The sequence below is a fragment of the Sphingopyxis sp. TUF1 genome (assembly GCF_036687315.1).
GTDB lineage: Bacteria > Pseudomonadota > Alphaproteobacteria > Sphingomonadales > Sphingomonadaceae > Sphingopyxis > Sphingopyxis kveilinensis.
Genome location: NZ_CP144683.1, coordinates 2,157,477 through 2,173,741 on the forward strand (window position 1 = coordinate 2,157,477; position 16,265 = coordinate 2,173,741).

The window sequence follows — 16,265 nt, forward strand, 5'->3', positions numbered from 1 at the left end:
ACACATATAGTGCCATTATATTGGAAGGCAACGACCAAGGCGGGCGGGGATGGGCGATCAGGCGATTTTGCTGACGGCGATATGGGCGGGCGCGTTGCTGCTCTGGTCCGCATTTCTGCTGTTTTACGATGGCTGGCGGCGTCCGCTGACCGTCCGGGAAATCGACGCGTTTCTTGACGGGCTTGGCCCGCGCATGGCGGAAACAGGCAATGACGTGGCGCGGTTGCGCGCGTTTCTGGAGGCCGACGACGGGCGCGAATTCGTGATGGTCAACCTCGTCCGCGCGCGGCCGGGGCCGGTCACCGACCCCGCAAGCGGCGCGACACTCGACGGCAGCGAATGGTTGCGGCGATATTCGGACCCCTTTGTGCGCGGGCTGATGCGGCGCGGCGGGCATCCATTGTTCGTCGGGCGCAAGGTCGGCGGCTATATCGATGCGTGGAATACGCCCGCCGATCCCGGCTGGACGCTGCTCGGCACGATGCGATACCGCAGCCGCCGCGACCTGCTCCGCATGGCAGGCGACCCGGCGTTCCGCGCGGTGCATCCGAACAAGCTGCTGGGGATCGAGACGACCTTTTCCTTTCCAACGCAGCGCCAGATTGGCTTTTACGCCAGCCCGCGCGCGACCGCCGGACTGGCGCTCGCGCTGCTGGCGGCACTGGCGCACATCATGGCATTGACCTTTGGGTGGGGAGCGACGGGGTGAAGAAACGGTGGATCGCGCTTTGCGTCCTGACGCTGGCCGCAGCGGGCGGTTATTGGGCCTTCCAGGCGAATAAATACCGGCTTCCGGGGATTTTGCAGGACTGGCGCGACCCGGTGCAGCCGAACCGGGCGATCGCGTGGCAACAAGGGCCGGCGGCCGCGCCGGAGGGCGAGCGGCCGCCGAACGTCATCCTGATCGTCGCCGACGACCTGGGGTATAACGACATCAGCCTGAACGGCGGCGGCGTCGCGGGGATCGTCAAGACACCGAATATCGACGCGCTGGCGCGCGAAGGGGTGAATTTCACCACCGCCTACGCCGCGAACGCGACCTGCTCGCCGTCGCGCGCGGCGATGATGACGGGGCGTTATCCGACGCGATTTGGCTTTGAATTTACCGCAGTGCCGATCGAGTTCGCCGAGAATCTGGCGCATGGCGACGGCGTCGGGCCGCACCGCGCGATCTTTCACAAGGAGTTGGTGACCCCGGATATTCCGCCCTATCCCCAGATGGGCGTCCCCGCGAGCGAGGTGACGATCGCCGAGGCGGTGAAGGCCGCGGGTTATCACACGGTCCATATCGGCAAATGGCATTTGGGCGAGGCACCCGAATTGCAGCCGCAGGGTCAAGGCTTCGACGAAAGCCTCGCGGTGCTGGCGGGAGCGGGGATGTTCTTGCCCGAGGATGATCCCGATGCGGTCAACGCCAAGCTGCCGTGGGATCCGATCGACCGTTTCATCTGGGCCAATCTGCGCCACGCGGTAACCTTTAACGGCAGCAAACGCTTCGCGGCGAAAGGGCATATGACCGACTATTTCGCCGACGAGGCGATCAAGGCGATCGAGGCGAACCGCAACCGGCCCTTTTTCATGTATCTGGCCTTCACCGCGCCGCACACGCCGCTGCAGGCGACGCGCGCCGATTATGAAAAGCTCGCGGCGATCAAGGATCACAAGACGCGCGTCTATGGCGCGATGATCGCGCAGATGGACCGGCGAATCGGCGATGTGATGGCCAAGCTGAAGGAGGCCGGGATCGACGACAATACGCTGGTGATCTTTACGAGCGACAATGGCGGCGCCTGGTACAACGGGATGCCGGGGCTGAACGCGCCGTTCCGCGGGTGGAAGGCGACCTTTTTCGAGGGCGGCATCCGCGCGCCCTTGTTCATGCGCTGGCCCGCGCGCATCGCGCCGGGGACCGCGCGCGCCGACGTGACCGGGCATCTCGACATTTTTGCGACGATTGCGGCGGCGGCGGGCGCGGCGCTGCCCGAAGGGCGGACGATCGACAGCGAGGATATATTGGCCGGGCCCGCCACGCGGCCGGCGATCTTCTGGCGCTCGGGCGATTATCGCGCGGTGCGTGCGGGCGACTGGAAATTGCAGGTGACGAAGCGGCCCGAAAAGGCGCGCCTCTATAATCTCGCCGTCGATCCGACCGAGCAGACCGACCTGTCGGCGCGCGAGCCCGCCCGCGTCGCCGAGCTTCGCGCGATGATCGCGGCGCAGAACAAGGACATGGCCAGGCCGATCTGGCCGGGGCTGATCGAAGGGCCGGTACGCATCGACGTGCCGCTGAACGCGCCGTGGCAGGGCGGGCAGGATTATATCTATTGGACCAATTGATTGCTGCTAGCCGCCTGGCGTTGCGTCTGTGGCGGTATAGGATCGGAGCAAAAGACACCGCGAGGTAATTGGCGGCGGCGCGTGGTTGTGGCAGGGGTCTGCCGACCTTGCCCACGGAGAGATCATGCGCACCTTGCTCCTTTCGCTCGCCCTGCTTACCCCCTTCGCATCGGCCGCCGCCGAGGAGCGGGTGATCGACACGCATGTCCATCTTTGGAACGGTGCCAAATCGGTTGCCGAATATCGCGCCAAGCTGAAAGCCACGGGGGTGTCGGTCGAGCGGTTCGGTGCGATGTGGTTCGGCGGGCCGAATCAGGCGCGCGCGGGCAATCCCGCCGACATCAGCGCGCGCAACGACGCGCTGATCGCGCTCGCCAAAGACCATCCCGACATGATCCCGATCGCGACGGTCCACCCCTATGATGGCGAGGCCGCACTGGCGGAGGTAACGCGCGTCGCGGCGCGAGGGGTCAAGATACTGAAAATCCATCCGCACACGCAGGGGTTCGACGCCGCCGACCCGCGCGTGTTGACGCTGGTCAAACATGCAGGGGCGGCGGGGATGGTCGTGCTGCTCGACAACGCCGGCATCGTGCCGGCCGACCATGAAAAGCTGTTCAACTTGGCCCTCGCGGCGCCGAAGACGAAGTTCATCTTTGCCCATATGGGCGGGATGGGGTTCCGCTTCTGGAACATATTGGCCCTCGCGCGCACGGCCGAGGGGCTGTTCGCCGAGAATATATTCTTCGACATTTCGGGCGTGACGCTGTTTGCCGATTCGCCGGTCGAGGACGAATATGTCTGGACGATCCGCAACGTCGGGATCGACCAGGTGCTGATCGCATCGGACTATCCGCAGCTTTCGCTCGCGAAAACGCTCGAGGCGCTCGACAAGCTGGACCTCACCGAAGAGGAGCGCGCAAAGATCCGGTCGGGCAATGCGAAGCGGCTGCTGGGGCTCTAACGGATGATGCCCCGCCCCCGACATCGAGACGTGGGAGAGCGGGAGACGGGGCCCGCGCGCTTAAGCAGGGCGCGGATTGCCCGAAGATGAACGAACCGACCTAAGCTTCGAAAATCTTTGTATAAAGCATCGCCATTTCGTCGGCGTCGGGGATGCGCGGATTGTTCGCGGGCGATCCCGAGGCCGCGGCCTGCGCGCACATCGTCGGGATCAGCGCGTCCCAGCGCGCGGCGTCGATGCCCCACGCAGCGGGGCCCGGCACCTCCAGTTCGCGGTTGAGCGCCGCGAGTTCGTCGACGAGCCGCGCCACCGCCGACTGATCGCCTTCGGCATTGTCGGCGATTGCCATGGCGCGGGCGCAGTCGGCGTAGCGGGGAAGCGCGGCGGGGGCCGACCAGGCGGTGACGGCGGGCAGCAGCATCGCGTTCGACAGGCCGTGCGGCACATGGAAATGCGCCCCGATCGGGCGGCTCATCCCGTGGACGAGCGCGACCGAGCTATTCGAAAAGGCAATCCCCGCCTGCGTCGCGCCGAGCATCATCGCCTCACGCGCCGCGGCGTCCATCGGGTCGGCGCACACGCGGCGGAGGTTGGGAGCGATCGCGCGCATCGCGAGCAGCGCCATGCCGTCGCTGAACGGATTGGCGCGGCGCGAGACATAGGCCTCGATCGCGTGCGTCAGCGAATCGATGCCGGTGTCGGCGGTGAGCCGCCTGGGCTTGGTAAAGGTCAGTTCATAATCGACGAGCGCGGCGACGGGCAGATAGGCGAGGCCGGGGCAGAGCATCTTTTCGTCGGTCATCTCGTCAGTGATGATCGTGAAGCGCGTCGCCTCCGACCCCGTGCCCGCGGTCGTCGGGATGGCGATGACGGGCAGGCCGGGCGCATCCTGCACATGCGGCGCCTTGTAATCGGCCATCGCGCCGCCGTGGACGGCGAGCAGGGCGATCGCCTTGGCGCTGTCGAGCGGGCTGCCGCCGCCGAAGCCGACGACGCAGTCGTGATCGCTTTGCTTGAGGAACGCCACGCCCGCGTCGATCGAGGTGACCGTGGGGTCGGGGACGGTATCGGCGAACACCCGTGCGGCGATCCCGGCCGCCGCGAGAAGATCGGTCAGTTCATCGACGCGGCCGCTGTCCCGCAGCCAGGCGTCGGTGACGATCAGCGGGCTCGACAGGCCCAATGTTTCCAACACCTCGGCCAGCTGTTTCGACGCGCCGCCGCCGATGCGGAGGATGCGGGGAAGGGCGATGCTCGCGATGCTCAACGGACGATCTCCTGACGGGAGCGTCTTACGTCGTCGGGCGTCGGGCGGAAATCCTTATTGTTTGCGCAGGTCAGCGCGCCGGTTTGAAGGCGTGCAGTTCGCCCCGGATCGTCGGTACATAGACGGTGCCGTCCTTGTCGAGCGTCGTTCCCACGGTGAAGATCGGTTTGCCGGGGATCGTTTCGCGGTCGAGAACCTTGCCGTTCTGTGTATCGACGACGAGCAAATCGGCGGTCGCCTGACCCGTGGAAATGGTCGGATAGGCGCGCGATCCGGCCGCCTGCGTCGCGATTCCGAAATTGTTGAGGTCGGCATTTTTCCACAGCAGTTCGCCGTGCTTGCCGCGATCGGCGATCGCCAGCAGCGGCGCGGCGCGCCCGCCCGCGGGCATGATAAGGCCCTCGGGCGAAAGCGAAACGCTGCCCCCCGATTCATAGCCGATCGGGAGCGTCCACAGCGAGCGTCCGGTCGCCGCATCAAGCGCGTGAAGCGTGCCGTGATTGTCGGTGAGATAGACGCGCGTGCCGTCCGCCGACAGGTCAGGACTCGCCGCGCTGCCGCCGGGCAGGCTGTCGTTCACCCATTCCTCGACCAGCTGTGGCGCGGGGCCGGGCGTGATCCGCATCGCGCGAATGCCCGCCGCGGGCGCACCTGGCGTCCAGAAGGTGAAATAGAACCGACCGCTTTTCATGTCGATCGCGGGCGTATTGGCGCTGGGGCAGGCGGGAAGGCCGCGCATACAGGCGACTGCCCCCTGCGACGGATCGAACGACGGGTCCGGAACGAGCGGATGGGGCGCAATGCGTTCGGTGCCCTTTTCACGGTCGAGCACATAGATCACCCCGACATGGGTGATGAACAACAGGTCGCCAGCGGGGGTGAATTGCGCCGAAAGCGGCGCGCCAATGATCGGATAAGTCCATAGCAATGTGCCTTTGCGATCGAACGCGCGCATTGCGGTGCCGTCGCCGATGAAGAGGCGCCCTTGCGCATCGAGCAGCGGCGCCGAGGACACTGCGAGGCGGTCGAGAAGGTCGGAGCACCAGATCGTCTCGCCCGTCGCGCGGTCGAGTGCGTGGAGGCGGCATTCCTTGCTGCCCGCGGTACCGCTGGTCGTCACATAGACCTGTCCGGCGCCGTCGCTGGTCGGTCCGAGGTTGATCATGCCGACGAAACGGCGCGACCAGGCAAGCGTCAGGTCGGACGGGCCGGGCTCGTTGTGATAATCGCTGTTCGACGCGTCGGCATGAACCGCGGACCAGCCGGGGCCATAAACGGCATCGCCAGGCGCGGATGCGGCCGGCGCCGATGCAAGGATTGCGGCCGAGGCAGCGAGGAGTGTGGCGGAGCGGCAACGGCCGAAAACATGGGTCATGCGGGTGATCTGGGCGCGCGGTGTCGCGGCCGGATGAATCGGTTGTTTCCGATGGTGACGAAATGTAATCGGGCCGGCCGCCACCGCTACGTGGCGGCGACGGCCAGCCCTGCGCAACCCTTAGAAGCGAAGCGACAGGGACACCGCGCCCGACACGTCGCTGTGTCCGCTCTCCGCCTCGCGTCCGCGGAACGAGAAGCTGGCGGCGACGCGCTCGCCAATCAGCCCCGAGACACCGACGCCATAGGCCAGCGCGCCGTCCCCGCCCGACAGCGGCTCGCTGATATACCAGACGGGCGCCCCGCTCGGCAGGATCGAGATAAGGTGCGACCCGCTGAGCGCATTGGCCGAATAGCCGATCTCCGCCCACGGCATGAAGCCGTCAATCGCCGACGTCGGTGTGACGCGAAGGCCGGCGCCGAGTTCGAGCGTTTCGAGCGTCTGGTCACCAAAGCGGACCTGCGACGAACGGTCGCCTGCTTCGGCATAACCGTCGACGGTAACGCGGTCGTAGCGTGCGGTCGCAAACGGGCTGACCTGAATCCCGCCCGCCGCAATATGATAGGCGGCGCGCGCTTCGATCGATCCGAAATTGCCCTCCGTCTGTCCGCTTTCGTAGCGCACCGCGGGGCCGAGCACGATCCGGCGCGTGACATCGTCGAAATCGCTTTTGCCGATCGAGGCGACGAGCGAAGCGGTGACATGCGGGCTGTCATATCCCGCGAAGGCGGTGGCGGCATAGCTGTCGAAGCGCACCGACCCGCTGTCCTCGGCGAAATCGCCATCGCCGCCGGTCCACGATCCATAGACGCCCGCGCGCAGCCCCGACGGCAGCGCCGTCGCGAACCCCAGCTGGAGCCCGGCGGCGGTCGACCGACCTTCGTCGGCAATGGCGAAGGCGGGCAGGGTCGCCCCGCTCGCCTTGACGCCGCCGATGAGGCGGACGCCGATGCCCGCGTCGCGGTCCATCTCCTGCCGCGCGAGCTCGCCGTCGGCACGGTTCGCCGAACGGACCATATAGGGAAGCTGCGCAATCTGCCCCGGCGCGCGAAGCATGGCGAGCGTCAGGTCGCCCTCGATTTCGTGCACCACGCCGGTGAAATGAATGCCGTCGGCGTAAAGATAGGTGCGGTTCGCATCGGGGGTGACATAGTTTTCGGGCAAGCAGATAAACGATTCGAGCGCCGAGCCGCGGCACGCCCGGCCGGTCGTGTTGATAATGCCGAACTCCGACGGATTGGCTTCGATTTCGCCGATCAACCCGGCGACGTCGACATAAAGGACGTTGAGACCGCGCGATGCGAGTGCGGCGTCATAGCGGTCGTTATAATGATCGAACTTCGGCACGCTCGTGGTCACGACGGTACCCGCGCCTGCATCGATCAAAAGGCCGACCTGATCGGCCAGCCCTTCGGCGGCGACGCGCAACACTTCGAGGTCGGCGGGCGTGTCTGCGGGGCCGTTGAACTTGGTCGAGAACACATCGTTGCCGCCGCCCTGGATGATGACGAGGCTGTCCTTGGAGAGGCTGGCGCCGCTGCCCAGAAAATCCGCCACCTGTTCGGTGATCGGGCGGCGCGACAGGTCGCCCGGCGCGTCGGGGCGCTGGAGCGCGACGCGCGCGCCGCCCTCGGCATAGTTGGTCCCGCCGACGGCCGAGGGCGTCAGGTCGAGACCCAGGCCCTGCGCAACGATTTCGACCCACACGGCATCGGGATTGGTCGTGAAACTGCCCGCGCCTGCAGGCGCCTTGTCGGCATAGTTTCCGCCGTCGGAGATGCTGTCGCCGAAGACGACGATCTGGTCATAACCCTCTTGAGCGTGGGACAATGGCGCCAGCGGGCCGCAAGTGCCCGCGACAAGAAGGGCGGCGCAAGCCACGCGCGAAAGAGCCCGCGCTTTGGCGCGGTGTGGGGGATGGGGGAACACACTAAACTCCTGAAAAAAATCGAATTGCGGCGATGCGCCGCGGGCCGTTGCTGGGCGCAGGCCGTGACGGTCGCGCGAACGGGGCGATACGAATTGTGTCGTTGCGTAACTGCACGCGGGTATCGGCGGCAAAAGCGCCGCGCGGCCCGGCGAACGTTCGTTTGGTGCCGTCAAACGTCCGTGCCTTCGCCCGCGAGGCGCGGTAAGAGGAGGTGTGAACGAGATGCAAACTTCTACCGGCTCTGCCTGGCTTCCCGACGCCGCCGGCCCCGCTGATGCTGACGCTGCCGCGCCGTCGCGGCGCCGCAATGTCACGTCACGGCAGATGCTGGTGACGGCGACCCTGTTTTTGTGGGCGGCCAATTTCTTTATCTTCACGATGATTTCGGTGCTCGACCGGCCCGATCGCTGGATCGCCAGCCTGCTGCCGCGGCTCGTGCTGACGATCATCGGCATCGGCTTTTGCTATGTCTTGCATCTCGTACTGCGCGAGGCGGGCAAAAAGGGTTTTCGCGTACAGATAATCGCCGCGATCGTCGCGACGCCGATCGTCGCCGACCTGTACGGGTGGTGCAATGCACTGGCCGCCGCGATGATCTATGGCCAGATTCCGGAGCTTCCGCTGGGCGAAATGATCTTCCAGCTGTCGCTGCACCTCTGGTTCTTTGCCAGCTGGATCGGCTTTTACCTGGCGATCTCATACAGCATGCGGTTGCGCCGACAGGAAAAGCGCGAAGCGACGACGCGGTTTCTGGCGCAGGCCGCGCAGCTTCAGGCGCTCCACTATCAGATCAATCCGCATTTCCTGTTCAATACGCTCAACGCAATTTCTTCGCTGGTCGTCGATGGACGCAATGCCGAGGCGGAGGCGATGGTGCAGCGATTGTCGGAATTTTTCCGCCTGACGCTGGAACTCGATCCCCGGCAGGATGTCTCGCTCGAACGCGAACTGGCGCTGCAGACGGCGTATCTCGACATCGAGAAGGTCCGGTTTCCCGACATGACGATCTGGATCGATGTTGCCGAAGACGTTCGCGCCGCCGCGGTCCCTGGCCTGATCCTGCAACCACTGGTCGAAAATGCGGTGAAGCATGGGGTGGCGCGGAATCCGGGGCCGTCGCACATCGCAATTTCGGCGCATCGCGCCGATGACCATATCGAAGTCGAAATCGCCAACCGTGCGTCGGCGCAGACGAGCGAGGGTAGTGGCATCGGCCTGCGCAACGTGCGCGAGCGGCTGGTCGCGCGCTTCGGCAACCTGGCGTCGCTGACCGCGGGTTTCACCAGCCCGAAACGCTATAGTGCGCGGCTCGTGATGCCGCTGGTGTCCGCCGCATGAAGACCCTGCGCCTGCTCGTCGTCGACGACGAGCCGCTGGCTTTGCGGCGGCTGGAGCTGCTGGTTGCGCGCATCGATGGAGCCGAATGCTGCGGAACGGCATCGGGATGTCACGAGGCGGCCGCGGCGACCCTGCAGCTGCGGCCCGATGTCGTGCTTCTCGACGTGCGGATGCGCGACGGCACCGGCTTCGACTATCTCGACGCGCTGGGCGGCAAGGATATGCCGCAGATTATCTTTGTGACCGCGTTCGACAGCCACGCGATCGAGGCTTTCGCTCAGCAGGCGCTCGACTATCTGTTGAAGCCGATCGAGCAAGGCCGGCTCGAAGCGGCGCTCGCGCGGGCGCGGCTGGCAATCGAGCAGCGTGAAAAGGCGTCGCGCGCCGAGGAGCTCGAAGAGGTTGTCGGCAACCTGCGCGACAAGATCGCCGGTGATTCGGCGCCGCGCTTCGACACCGAGCTTTGGGTGCGGAAAAATGTGACCGGCTTCGTCCGGATCGAGGTGAACTCGATCGACTGGATGGCGGCCGAGGATGATTATGTGCGGATTAGCCTGCGCGACAAATCCTATCTCCTTCGAAGCACGTTGAGCGACCTCGAACGGCGGCTCGACCCGTCACAATTCCTGCGTATTCACCGATCGACGATCGTGCGGCGCGCCGCGGTCGCCGAGTTTCGAAAGGACGGGCAGGGGTTCGAGGCGTGCCTTTGCTCGGGTGTCCGGCACCGGGTGGGGCGCGTTTACGCCAAGCGGATCCGGCACGAGCTGGCGCGACTGGAACGCTGATCGCGCGGCGGTCACGTCGCGACTTGCTTGCACTGGCAGCTTCAGTGGCGACATTCGGCTGCACCGATCGGCCATTCGCCAGCCAGATGGCGCAATAAGCCACATCGAAAGCCGCTTCGTCGGCAGAGCATCTGTCGCGTCCGCCGCGTCGTTGTCAGACTGCCGGAAAATTACAGGGGTGACCATGATGACCGACGCGATCCATGTTTCGAACCAAATGCAATCGAGCGGCAGCGCCTGGCGGGCGATCGCCGCCGCCGGCCTTTTGACCGGCGCGCTCGACATTCTCTTCGCGACGACGCTGTGGGCATCGCTCGGCGTCCCGCGGGTGGCCGTGCTTCAGGCGATCGCCAGCGGGGTCATGGGTCCGGCCGCTTTTGCGTCGGGGTGGACGACCGCGGCGCTGGGGCTCGCGTTGCACTTCGTCATGACGACGATCATGGCCGCGGCCTATATCCTAGCCGCCCCCGAAGCCGTGCGCGCGAAGCCGTGGCTTGCGGGGCCGCTTTACGGTGCGGCGCTCTGGGCCGTGATGAATCTGATCGTCGTTCCGCTGTCGGCGGCGCCGGTCACCATGTCGCCCCCGCCGGTGATCGCGGCCGAGATCGCCGCGCATATTTTCCTGGTCGGACTGCCCATCGCCTTGATCGCGCGCCGCCGTGACCGCGCGCTCGCTCAAAAATTCGCGGGCTGACCGGCGGGCGCGATCATCCGGCTTCGGGCCGCGCCCATATTTCCAGCGCGTTCAGGATCGGCATCAGCTGCTCGCCGCGGGGCGTCAGCCGATAGTCGGCGTCGCGGCTCGCGTGGTCGCGATCGACCAGCCCGCGCCGCTGTAGCTCCAGCAACCGCTCGGTCATCATCTTCGGCGTGACCGTCGGCAGGCAGTGCGCCAGCTCGCCGAAGCGCTTCGCCCCCAGCGACAGGTGATAGAGGATCAGCGCCGACCAGCGGTGGCCGAGGAAGTTCAGCCAAGCTTCGACGGTGCATTCGCTGGCGAGCCGAAAAAACTCGGCGTCGTACAGGTCGGCGGCTTTGGCCGGTTGCTGCTGCTCGATCATCTGCTTCCCGTTTGGATAGGAATGCGGCGCTGTCCTATCCGGCTTGCGACTCGCATCATGTTGGGGAGCAAGGGATAATGGTTCGACGCGAATTGTTGAAGATGGGTGTCGCGCTGGCCGCGTCGGGCGTCGCCGGGACGCAGCTGCAGCGGCTGGTCAGTCTGTCGCCGGGGGACTACACCGCGGGGCGCCGTCCGGTCGCGCTCCCGCACGGGCAGATTGCGGTGTTCGAGGCGGGGTCGCATCCGCGCGCGGCGATCTTCCTGCACGGCTGGCCGCTGAACGGCTTTCACTGGCGCCAGTCGGTGCCCGCGCTGTCGGCGCTTCGCCGTTGTATCGTCCCCGACCTTATGGGCCTCGGGTACAGCGAGGTGGCGGCCGAACAGGATCTGAGCCCGGCGGCGCAGGCGGACATGATCGTTGCGCTGATGGACCGGCTGGAGATTGCGTCGGCCGATCTGGTCGCCAACGACAGCGGCACGGCGATCGCGCAGTTGCTGGCCGCGCATCATCCGCACCGCGTCGATACGATGCTGCTGACCAATGGCGACACGCACACGAACAGTCCGCCCGAAGCGCTCAAGCCGGCGATCGAGGCGGCGCGCGCCGGGACGCTCGCCGACCTGATCGCGCGGCACCTGGACGAACCGGGATTCTCGGTATCACCGATCGGGCTGGGGCATATCTGTTACACCGATCCCGCCAATCTGACCGAGGAAGCGATGCGGCATTATTTTACCCCGCTGCTGTCGTCGCCGCGCCGGCGCCGGCAGTTTCAGGAATATGGCGTTGCGTTCGAGCCCAACCCCCTGCCGGCGATCGAGAAAAAGTTGCGGGCCTATCAGGGACCGGTGCGGATGATCTGGGGCACGGGCGATGTGCATTTCTCCGTCGCTTGGGCCGAATGGCTGCACCGTACCTTTCCCGCGTCACGCGGAATCCGGCTGGTCGAGGGCGCCAAGCTGTTTTTCACCGAGGAGCGTCCCGACATCGTCGTCGAGGAAGCGATCAGGCTGTGGACCTGACGCCGCGCGGATGATCGGGCAGGGCGTTGGCGCGGAATTATTGCTCGCCCGGCGCCGCGCGCGCGATGCGCACGATGAACGCCAGATATTGCAGGCAGGCGAGCAGCCAAAGCAGCGATGCCGCAGCGATCAGACGCGCCTCTCCCATATTGAGTTCGAGCCACAGACCAATCGGAAACAGGAGCGCCGCCGCCGCCGAAACGAAAAGGTGAAGCGTCGCCGTCGACGGGCGGATGTGGGTGCGATACCCGCGATAGGTCAGGCCGAAGAGGGCAATGCTGACCCAGCCGACCAGGTTGGTGTGGGTATGGACGGGGCGCAGCGCGTAATCATGCGTCGCGCCCATGGAAAGGCCCATCGCGACGCCGGCGAGGAGCGACAAAGCGGCGGTCAGGAGGAAGAGTTCGGGGAGGCGTTTTGCGACCATTGGGGATTCCTTTTATCGACAGCGAGGGGGGGGACGGACGATTCAGCCGGGGTGTCGATTTGGGTTTCGCGCTGCTGTCGCCGGAGCGGCGTGGCGCGTCTCGAGCCATTCGATGCCGAAGGAGACGATGTCGGCCGCGTCGATCAGCCGCGATTGCGCGCCGCCGACCGGGCCTTGCGCAACCTGCGTGCGGGCGAGATAGTCGCGCGCGATCCGTTCGACCGCGTCGGGGCCCTCGGGCGCGGCATATTCGTCGAGGATGCCGTTCGAATCCCAGTCGGACGCGGTGACCCAGACGCGCTTGCCTTCGCGCAGCAACGGCATCGAATAAGTGACGCGGCGCTTGCCCTCGATCCGCGCCACCGCTTCGGCATAGTGGAGCGCGGTGACCGCATCGGGCCCGGCGCCGATCGACAGGATTTTTCCCGCACGCGCTAAGAAACGCGCGATCGGCGATCCAGGGCCATAGGCGGCGCCCATGTCGTGCGGCGCCACCAGCCACGGCGCATCTGGCCCGATCGCCGCCATCGACGCGTCGGGATGCGCGCTGCGCCGGCATCCCGGATAGGTGCGGATAAATTCGTTGATCGCGCCGAAGCCGGGGTAGGCGGGCGCATGATCGGGGTCGAACGCGGGCCAGCTGTCCGCGATGTCTGCGGGCGGCGCATTATGGCCCAGCGTCTGTTCGTAGGGCGAGTCGCACCACGAAACGAAGGCGAGAATATTGCCGGTGGGGCCGACGGCCTCGACCAGCGCGTCGACGAGCGTCTGCGGTCCGTCCGCCAGCGGCCCGACGGCGCGCAGCGACACATGCGGCATCACCGTATCGCCGGGCCGGACGCCGAGGTCGCGCAACTGCCGGACCAGCTCGCTTTTGGACCAAGGCTGCGCGGTCGCGGTCGCGGGTTGGCGCGAATCGCCGTTTTTGCGGGGATCAGTCATGGACAGACGGCGTGGGCTTCATTGGACTTTGGCTGCATTTGCAGTGATGATCGCGCGCTCGGCGAAGCGACCCTCCTTCGCGCCTAGGCGCTGTGATGGCGATGCCGGTGCGGCCAATGGTCGTTTCGGACCGCCCAACGCGCTTGTTACCCGGAGCGATTTGACTCATATACATAGCTAGCTATATAAAAACATATTGATCAAGGAGTTTTCATGTCGGTCCTATCTTTTTTGCTCCTGGCGTCGGCGGTGCCCGACTGCCCGAAACAAGACGAGCTGCTCGCGCGCTTGGCGGCTGCTGTCGATGCACGCTATGTGGTGGAGGAGGATGCGCGCAATATCGGGACTCAGCTCCGTACTTGGCAGAAGGAAGGGCGTTACCGGACAAGTTGCGGCGACGAAGCGGCCTTCCTCGCGCAGCTCAATCGCGACCTCGACCGTTTCGACGGGCATTTCCACGTCGAACGGGCGGGTGCAAGCGACGGTGACGACTGGCTGATGGCCTGGCGCGCGGGCTCGAAGGCGGCAAACGCGGGAATCCGTGAGGTTAGCGTGCTCGAGGGGAATATCGGCTATATTCGCATTGCCAGCTTTTACCCGTGGGACATCGCGCGCGAGAAATATCGTGCGGCATGGGCTCTGCTTGCCGACGCCGACGGGCTGATCATCGACCTGCGTCTGAACGGCGGGGGCGACGATGCGCCGGCGGCGCAGATCGTGCGCTCGGCGCTTGGCCCCGACGTGCGGTCGGTTCAGGCGATCGAGCGGCGCGACGGCACCGCGGCCGAGCCGCTGCCCGACGCCGAGCTGCCGCCGCTGCGCAGCGATATGCCGATCGTCGTGATTGTCGATCGGCGGTCGGCGTCGGCATCCGAATTTGTCGCCTACGCGCTCCAGATGGAGAAACGGGCGCTGGTCGTCGGGGCGCGCAGCGCCGGGGCGGCGAACATGTTCGGCGATCCGGTGCCGCTTGGGCCGGAGTATCAGGCTGTCATCCCCAGCGCGCGGCCCGTCAACCGTATCAGCAAGGATAATTGGGAAGGCAAGGGCGTCCAGCCCGACCGCAGCGGCGGCGACGATCCGCTGTTCGTCTCGCGGATGCTGATCGCCGCGAAGCAATCGCCGCCCGCGAAGTAACGCGAGCGGCCGCGCTTTAGCGAGCGTCCCCAGTTATCACTCGCGCGGCTTTTTGACGCGCGGCCGGTTGGGGGCAAAACCCTTGGCAAGCGCATCGCCTTCATACCATTCGGGCCGCGGCCCATCGGCGATATTAGCCAGCGTGCCTTCGATATAGCGCGCCCAGCGCGCCGCGACGTCCCAGCGGATTGGCAGCGAGGTTTCGTCCGACGGCTTGTGATAGCTGTGCGTTTCATACGCCGTCCACGCGGGGTGCTCGTCGGCGCCCGTCGCGGGATCGCGCGGGCCGGGGTTGGGAAACAGGACGGGGATGCCCGCGCGCAGGAACGGATATTGGTCGCTGAGCGCCAGATTGCCGCGTTCAGGGATCGGGTCGGGCACGTGGCGCGCGCCGATCGACGCTGCCGCCGCCGCCGATGCGGCGCCGAGGTTCGAATGATCGGCCCCGAGCGCGACGATGTCCTCGAAATCATGCCACGCCATCAGTCCGTCGACGCTGATCGCCGCGACGATCTTGTCGAGCGGTACGGTCGGGAAGGCCGAAAAATAGTCGGCGCCGATCAGGCCCTTTTCCTCGCCGGTGGTCGCGACGAAGAGGATCGACCGCTTGACGCCCTTCGCGCGCAGCGTCCGCGCAGCTTCGATCATCACCGCGACGCCGCCGGCATTATCGATCGCGCCATTATAGACGGCATCGCCGTCGACCGGCTTGCCGACGCCGACATGGTCGAGGTGCGCGAGCACAAGGACATATTCGTCTTTCAACGCCGGATCGGTGCCGGCGAGCAGGCCAACAACGTTGGGCGAGCTGATGTCTTCATGCTGCGAATTGCGCTTAACGCGGATCGTCGCATCGAGCGGCCGGCCTTTCGGCGCCTTGGTCTCGGCATCGGCGTAGAGGCGGGCAAGATCGATGCCATTGGCCTTGAACAGGCGGGTCGCCATGACGGGCGAGAGCGAGATCGTGGCCTGCACCGCAGGGGCGTGGCTCGTGTCCGCCGCGCGCCAATGGACTGCGGGAAGCGGGCGGAACTGCCGCGTCATATCCCAAGGTGAAAAGCGTTCGCGCGCAGGGCTTTTAATCGTGACGATCGCCGCGGCACCCGCGGCGGCAGCCATGCGCTCCTTTTGCTGCACCCAGCTGTAATGCGCCCGCAGCGCTCCCGGCAATGAGGGCGGCGCGCCTTCGATCAGGACGACCGCCTTGCCGCGCACGTCGAGACCGCGGTAATCGTCAAGGCCGAGTTCGGGGGCAGTGATCCCCCAGCCGACAAACACGAGCGGCAGGTTGAGGCTTTCCTGCAGCCGGTATGCGCTGGCGTCGATCGCAACCGTGTCGCCATTGGCCAGCGGTACCGTTTCGGATCCCATCGTTAGCGACAGATCGGCCGCCAGCAACGTGCGGCGGCGCAGCGGGACGGGTTGAAAATAACCCTTGGTCCCGCCCGCTTCGATCCCCGTAGCGAGGAACTGCGCCGCGACATATTCAGCGGCGATGTCGAACCCTTTGGACCCCGTATCGCGGCCCTCCAACAGGTCATGCGCCAGAAAGACGGTGTGCGCCTTGACGGCATCGGCCAGCGCGTCGCGCTCGTCGGCGGATGCCGCGAAGGGCAGGAACGCAATGGCGGCTGCGAGGCTCAAGCGGGAGAGGGCAGGCATGGAGGAACCTTT

General features: G+C 66.0%; 15 protein-coding genes. 8 read left to right on the plus strand and 7 right to left on the minus strand.

What is annotated here, in order from left to right; genetic code table 11:
- Positions 1 to 49 precede the first annotated feature (49 nt).
- The 3 genes from VSX77_RS10240 (at position 50) to VSX77_RS10250 (ending at position 3,301) form a co-directional block, all read left to right on the plus strand.
- A complete protein-coding gene (locus VSX77_RS10240; protein WP_338424503.1) occupies positions 50 to 709 on the plus strand; it encodes a hypothetical protein in 660 nt (219 codons plus the stop codon).
- Positions 706 to 2,337 (plus strand): sulfatase-like hydrolase/transferase, encoded by a 1,632-nt coding sequence (locus tag VSX77_RS10245; protein WP_338424504.1) that lies wholly within the window; start codon positions 706 to 708, stop codon positions 2,335 to 2,337. Before VSX77_RS10240 ends, VSX77_RS10245 begins: the two co-directional genes overlap by 4 nt.
- 124 nt (positions 2,338 to 2,461) lie before the next feature.
- Complete coding sequence (locus VSX77_RS10250; RefSeq protein ID WP_338424505.1) at positions 2,462 to 3,301, plus strand: amidohydrolase family protein; 840 nt, start codon at positions 2,462 to 2,464, stop codon at positions 3,299 to 3,301.
- A gap of 100 nt (positions 3,302 to 3,401) precedes the next feature.
- Here the strand turns inward: VSX77_RS10250 and VSX77_RS10255 are convergent, their stop codons facing one another.
- From VSX77_RS10255 to VSX77_RS10265, 3 genes are all read right to left on the minus strand, one after another.
- Positions 3,402 to 4,568, minus strand: a complete 1,167-nt coding sequence (locus VSX77_RS10255; protein ID WP_338424506.1) for an iron-containing alcohol dehydrogenase — start codon at positions 4,566 to 4,568, stop codon at positions 3,402 to 3,404.
- A 70-nt stretch (positions 4,569 to 4,638) separates the two neighbouring features.
- Positions 4,639 to 5,943 carry a PQQ-binding-like beta-propeller repeat protein gene (locus VSX77_RS10260; protein WP_338424507.1) on the minus strand — a complete coding sequence of 435 codons (1,305 nt, stop codon included), beginning with the start codon at positions 5,941 to 5,943 and terminating at the stop codon, positions 4,639 to 4,641.
- 120 nt (positions 5,944 to 6,063) lie between these two features.
- Positions 6,064 to 7,773, minus strand: coding sequence for an autotransporter domain-containing protein (locus tag VSX77_RS10265; protein ID WP_338424508.1), 1,710 nt, complete (start codon positions 7,771 to 7,773; stop codon positions 6,064 to 6,066).
- A 322-nt stretch (positions 7,774 to 8,095) separates the two neighbouring features.
- Here VSX77_RS10265 and VSX77_RS10270 point away from each other — a divergent pair, with 322 nt between their 5' ends.
- From VSX77_RS10270 to VSX77_RS10280, 3 genes are all read left to right on the plus strand, one after another.
- Positions 8,096 to 9,211 (plus strand): sensor histidine kinase, encoded by a 1,116-nt coding sequence (locus tag VSX77_RS10270; RefSeq protein WP_338424509.1) that lies wholly within the window; start codon positions 8,096 to 8,098, stop codon positions 9,209 to 9,211.
- A complete protein-coding gene (locus VSX77_RS10275; RefSeq protein WP_338424510.1) occupies positions 9,208 to 9,999 on the plus strand; it encodes a LytR/AlgR family response regulator transcription factor in 792 nt (263 codons plus the stop codon). The genes VSX77_RS10270 and VSX77_RS10275 overlap by 4 nt, the downstream gene beginning before the upstream one ends.
- A 187-nt stretch (positions 10,000 to 10,186) precedes the next feature.
- Entirely contained in the window at positions 10,187 to 10,693 is a 507-nt protein-coding gene (locus tag VSX77_RS10280; protein WP_338424511.1) for a hypothetical protein, read from the plus strand.
- Between the two features lie 13 nt (positions 10,694 to 10,706).
- On the opposite strand, the gene VSX77_RS10285 is transcribed toward VSX77_RS10280, so the two are convergent.
- Positions 10,707 to 11,060 carry a winged helix-turn-helix transcriptional regulator gene (locus VSX77_RS10285; RefSeq protein WP_338424512.1) on the minus strand — a complete coding sequence of 118 codons (354 nt, stop codon included), beginning with the start codon at positions 11,058 to 11,060 and terminating at the stop codon, positions 10,707 to 10,709.
- 77 nt (positions 11,061 to 11,137) lie between these two features.
- Here VSX77_RS10285 and VSX77_RS10290 point away from each other — a divergent pair, with 77 nt between their 5' ends.
- Positions 11,138 to 12,085 (plus strand): alpha/beta fold hydrolase, encoded by a 948-nt coding sequence (locus tag VSX77_RS10290; protein ID WP_338424513.1) that lies wholly within the window; start codon positions 11,138 to 11,140, stop codon positions 12,083 to 12,085.
- A gap of 37 nt (positions 12,086 to 12,122) precedes the next feature.
- Here the strand turns inward: VSX77_RS10290 and VSX77_RS10295 are convergent, their stop codons facing one another.
- Positions 12,123 to 12,512 (minus strand): hypothetical protein, encoded by a 390-nt coding sequence (locus VSX77_RS10295; RefSeq protein ID WP_338424514.1) that lies wholly within the window; start codon positions 12,510 to 12,512, stop codon positions 12,123 to 12,125.
- A gap of 42 nt (positions 12,513 to 12,554) precedes the next feature.
- Positions 12,555 to 13,454: an aminoglycoside 3-N-acetyltransferase gene (aac(3), locus tag VSX77_RS10300; RefSeq protein ID WP_338424515.1), complete on the minus strand. Its 900-nt coding sequence runs from the start codon at positions 13,452 to 13,454 to the stop codon at positions 12,555 to 12,557.
- A gap of 213 nt (positions 13,455 to 13,667) precedes the next feature.
- Here aac(3) and VSX77_RS10305 point away from each other — a divergent pair, with 213 nt between their 5' ends.
- Positions 13,668 to 14,591, plus strand: coding sequence for a S41 family peptidase (locus VSX77_RS10305; RefSeq protein ID WP_338424516.1), 924 nt, complete (start codon positions 13,668 to 13,670; stop codon positions 14,589 to 14,591).
- A gap of 36 nt (positions 14,592 to 14,627) precedes the next feature.
- On the opposite strand, the gene VSX77_RS10310 is transcribed toward VSX77_RS10305, so the two are convergent.
- Positions 14,628 to 16,253: a M20/M25/M40 family metallo-hydrolase gene (locus tag VSX77_RS10310; protein ID WP_338424517.1), complete on the minus strand. Its 1,626-nt coding sequence runs from the start codon at positions 16,251 to 16,253 to the stop codon at positions 14,628 to 14,630.
- Between the last annotated feature and the right edge of the window lie 12 nt (positions 16,254 to 16,265).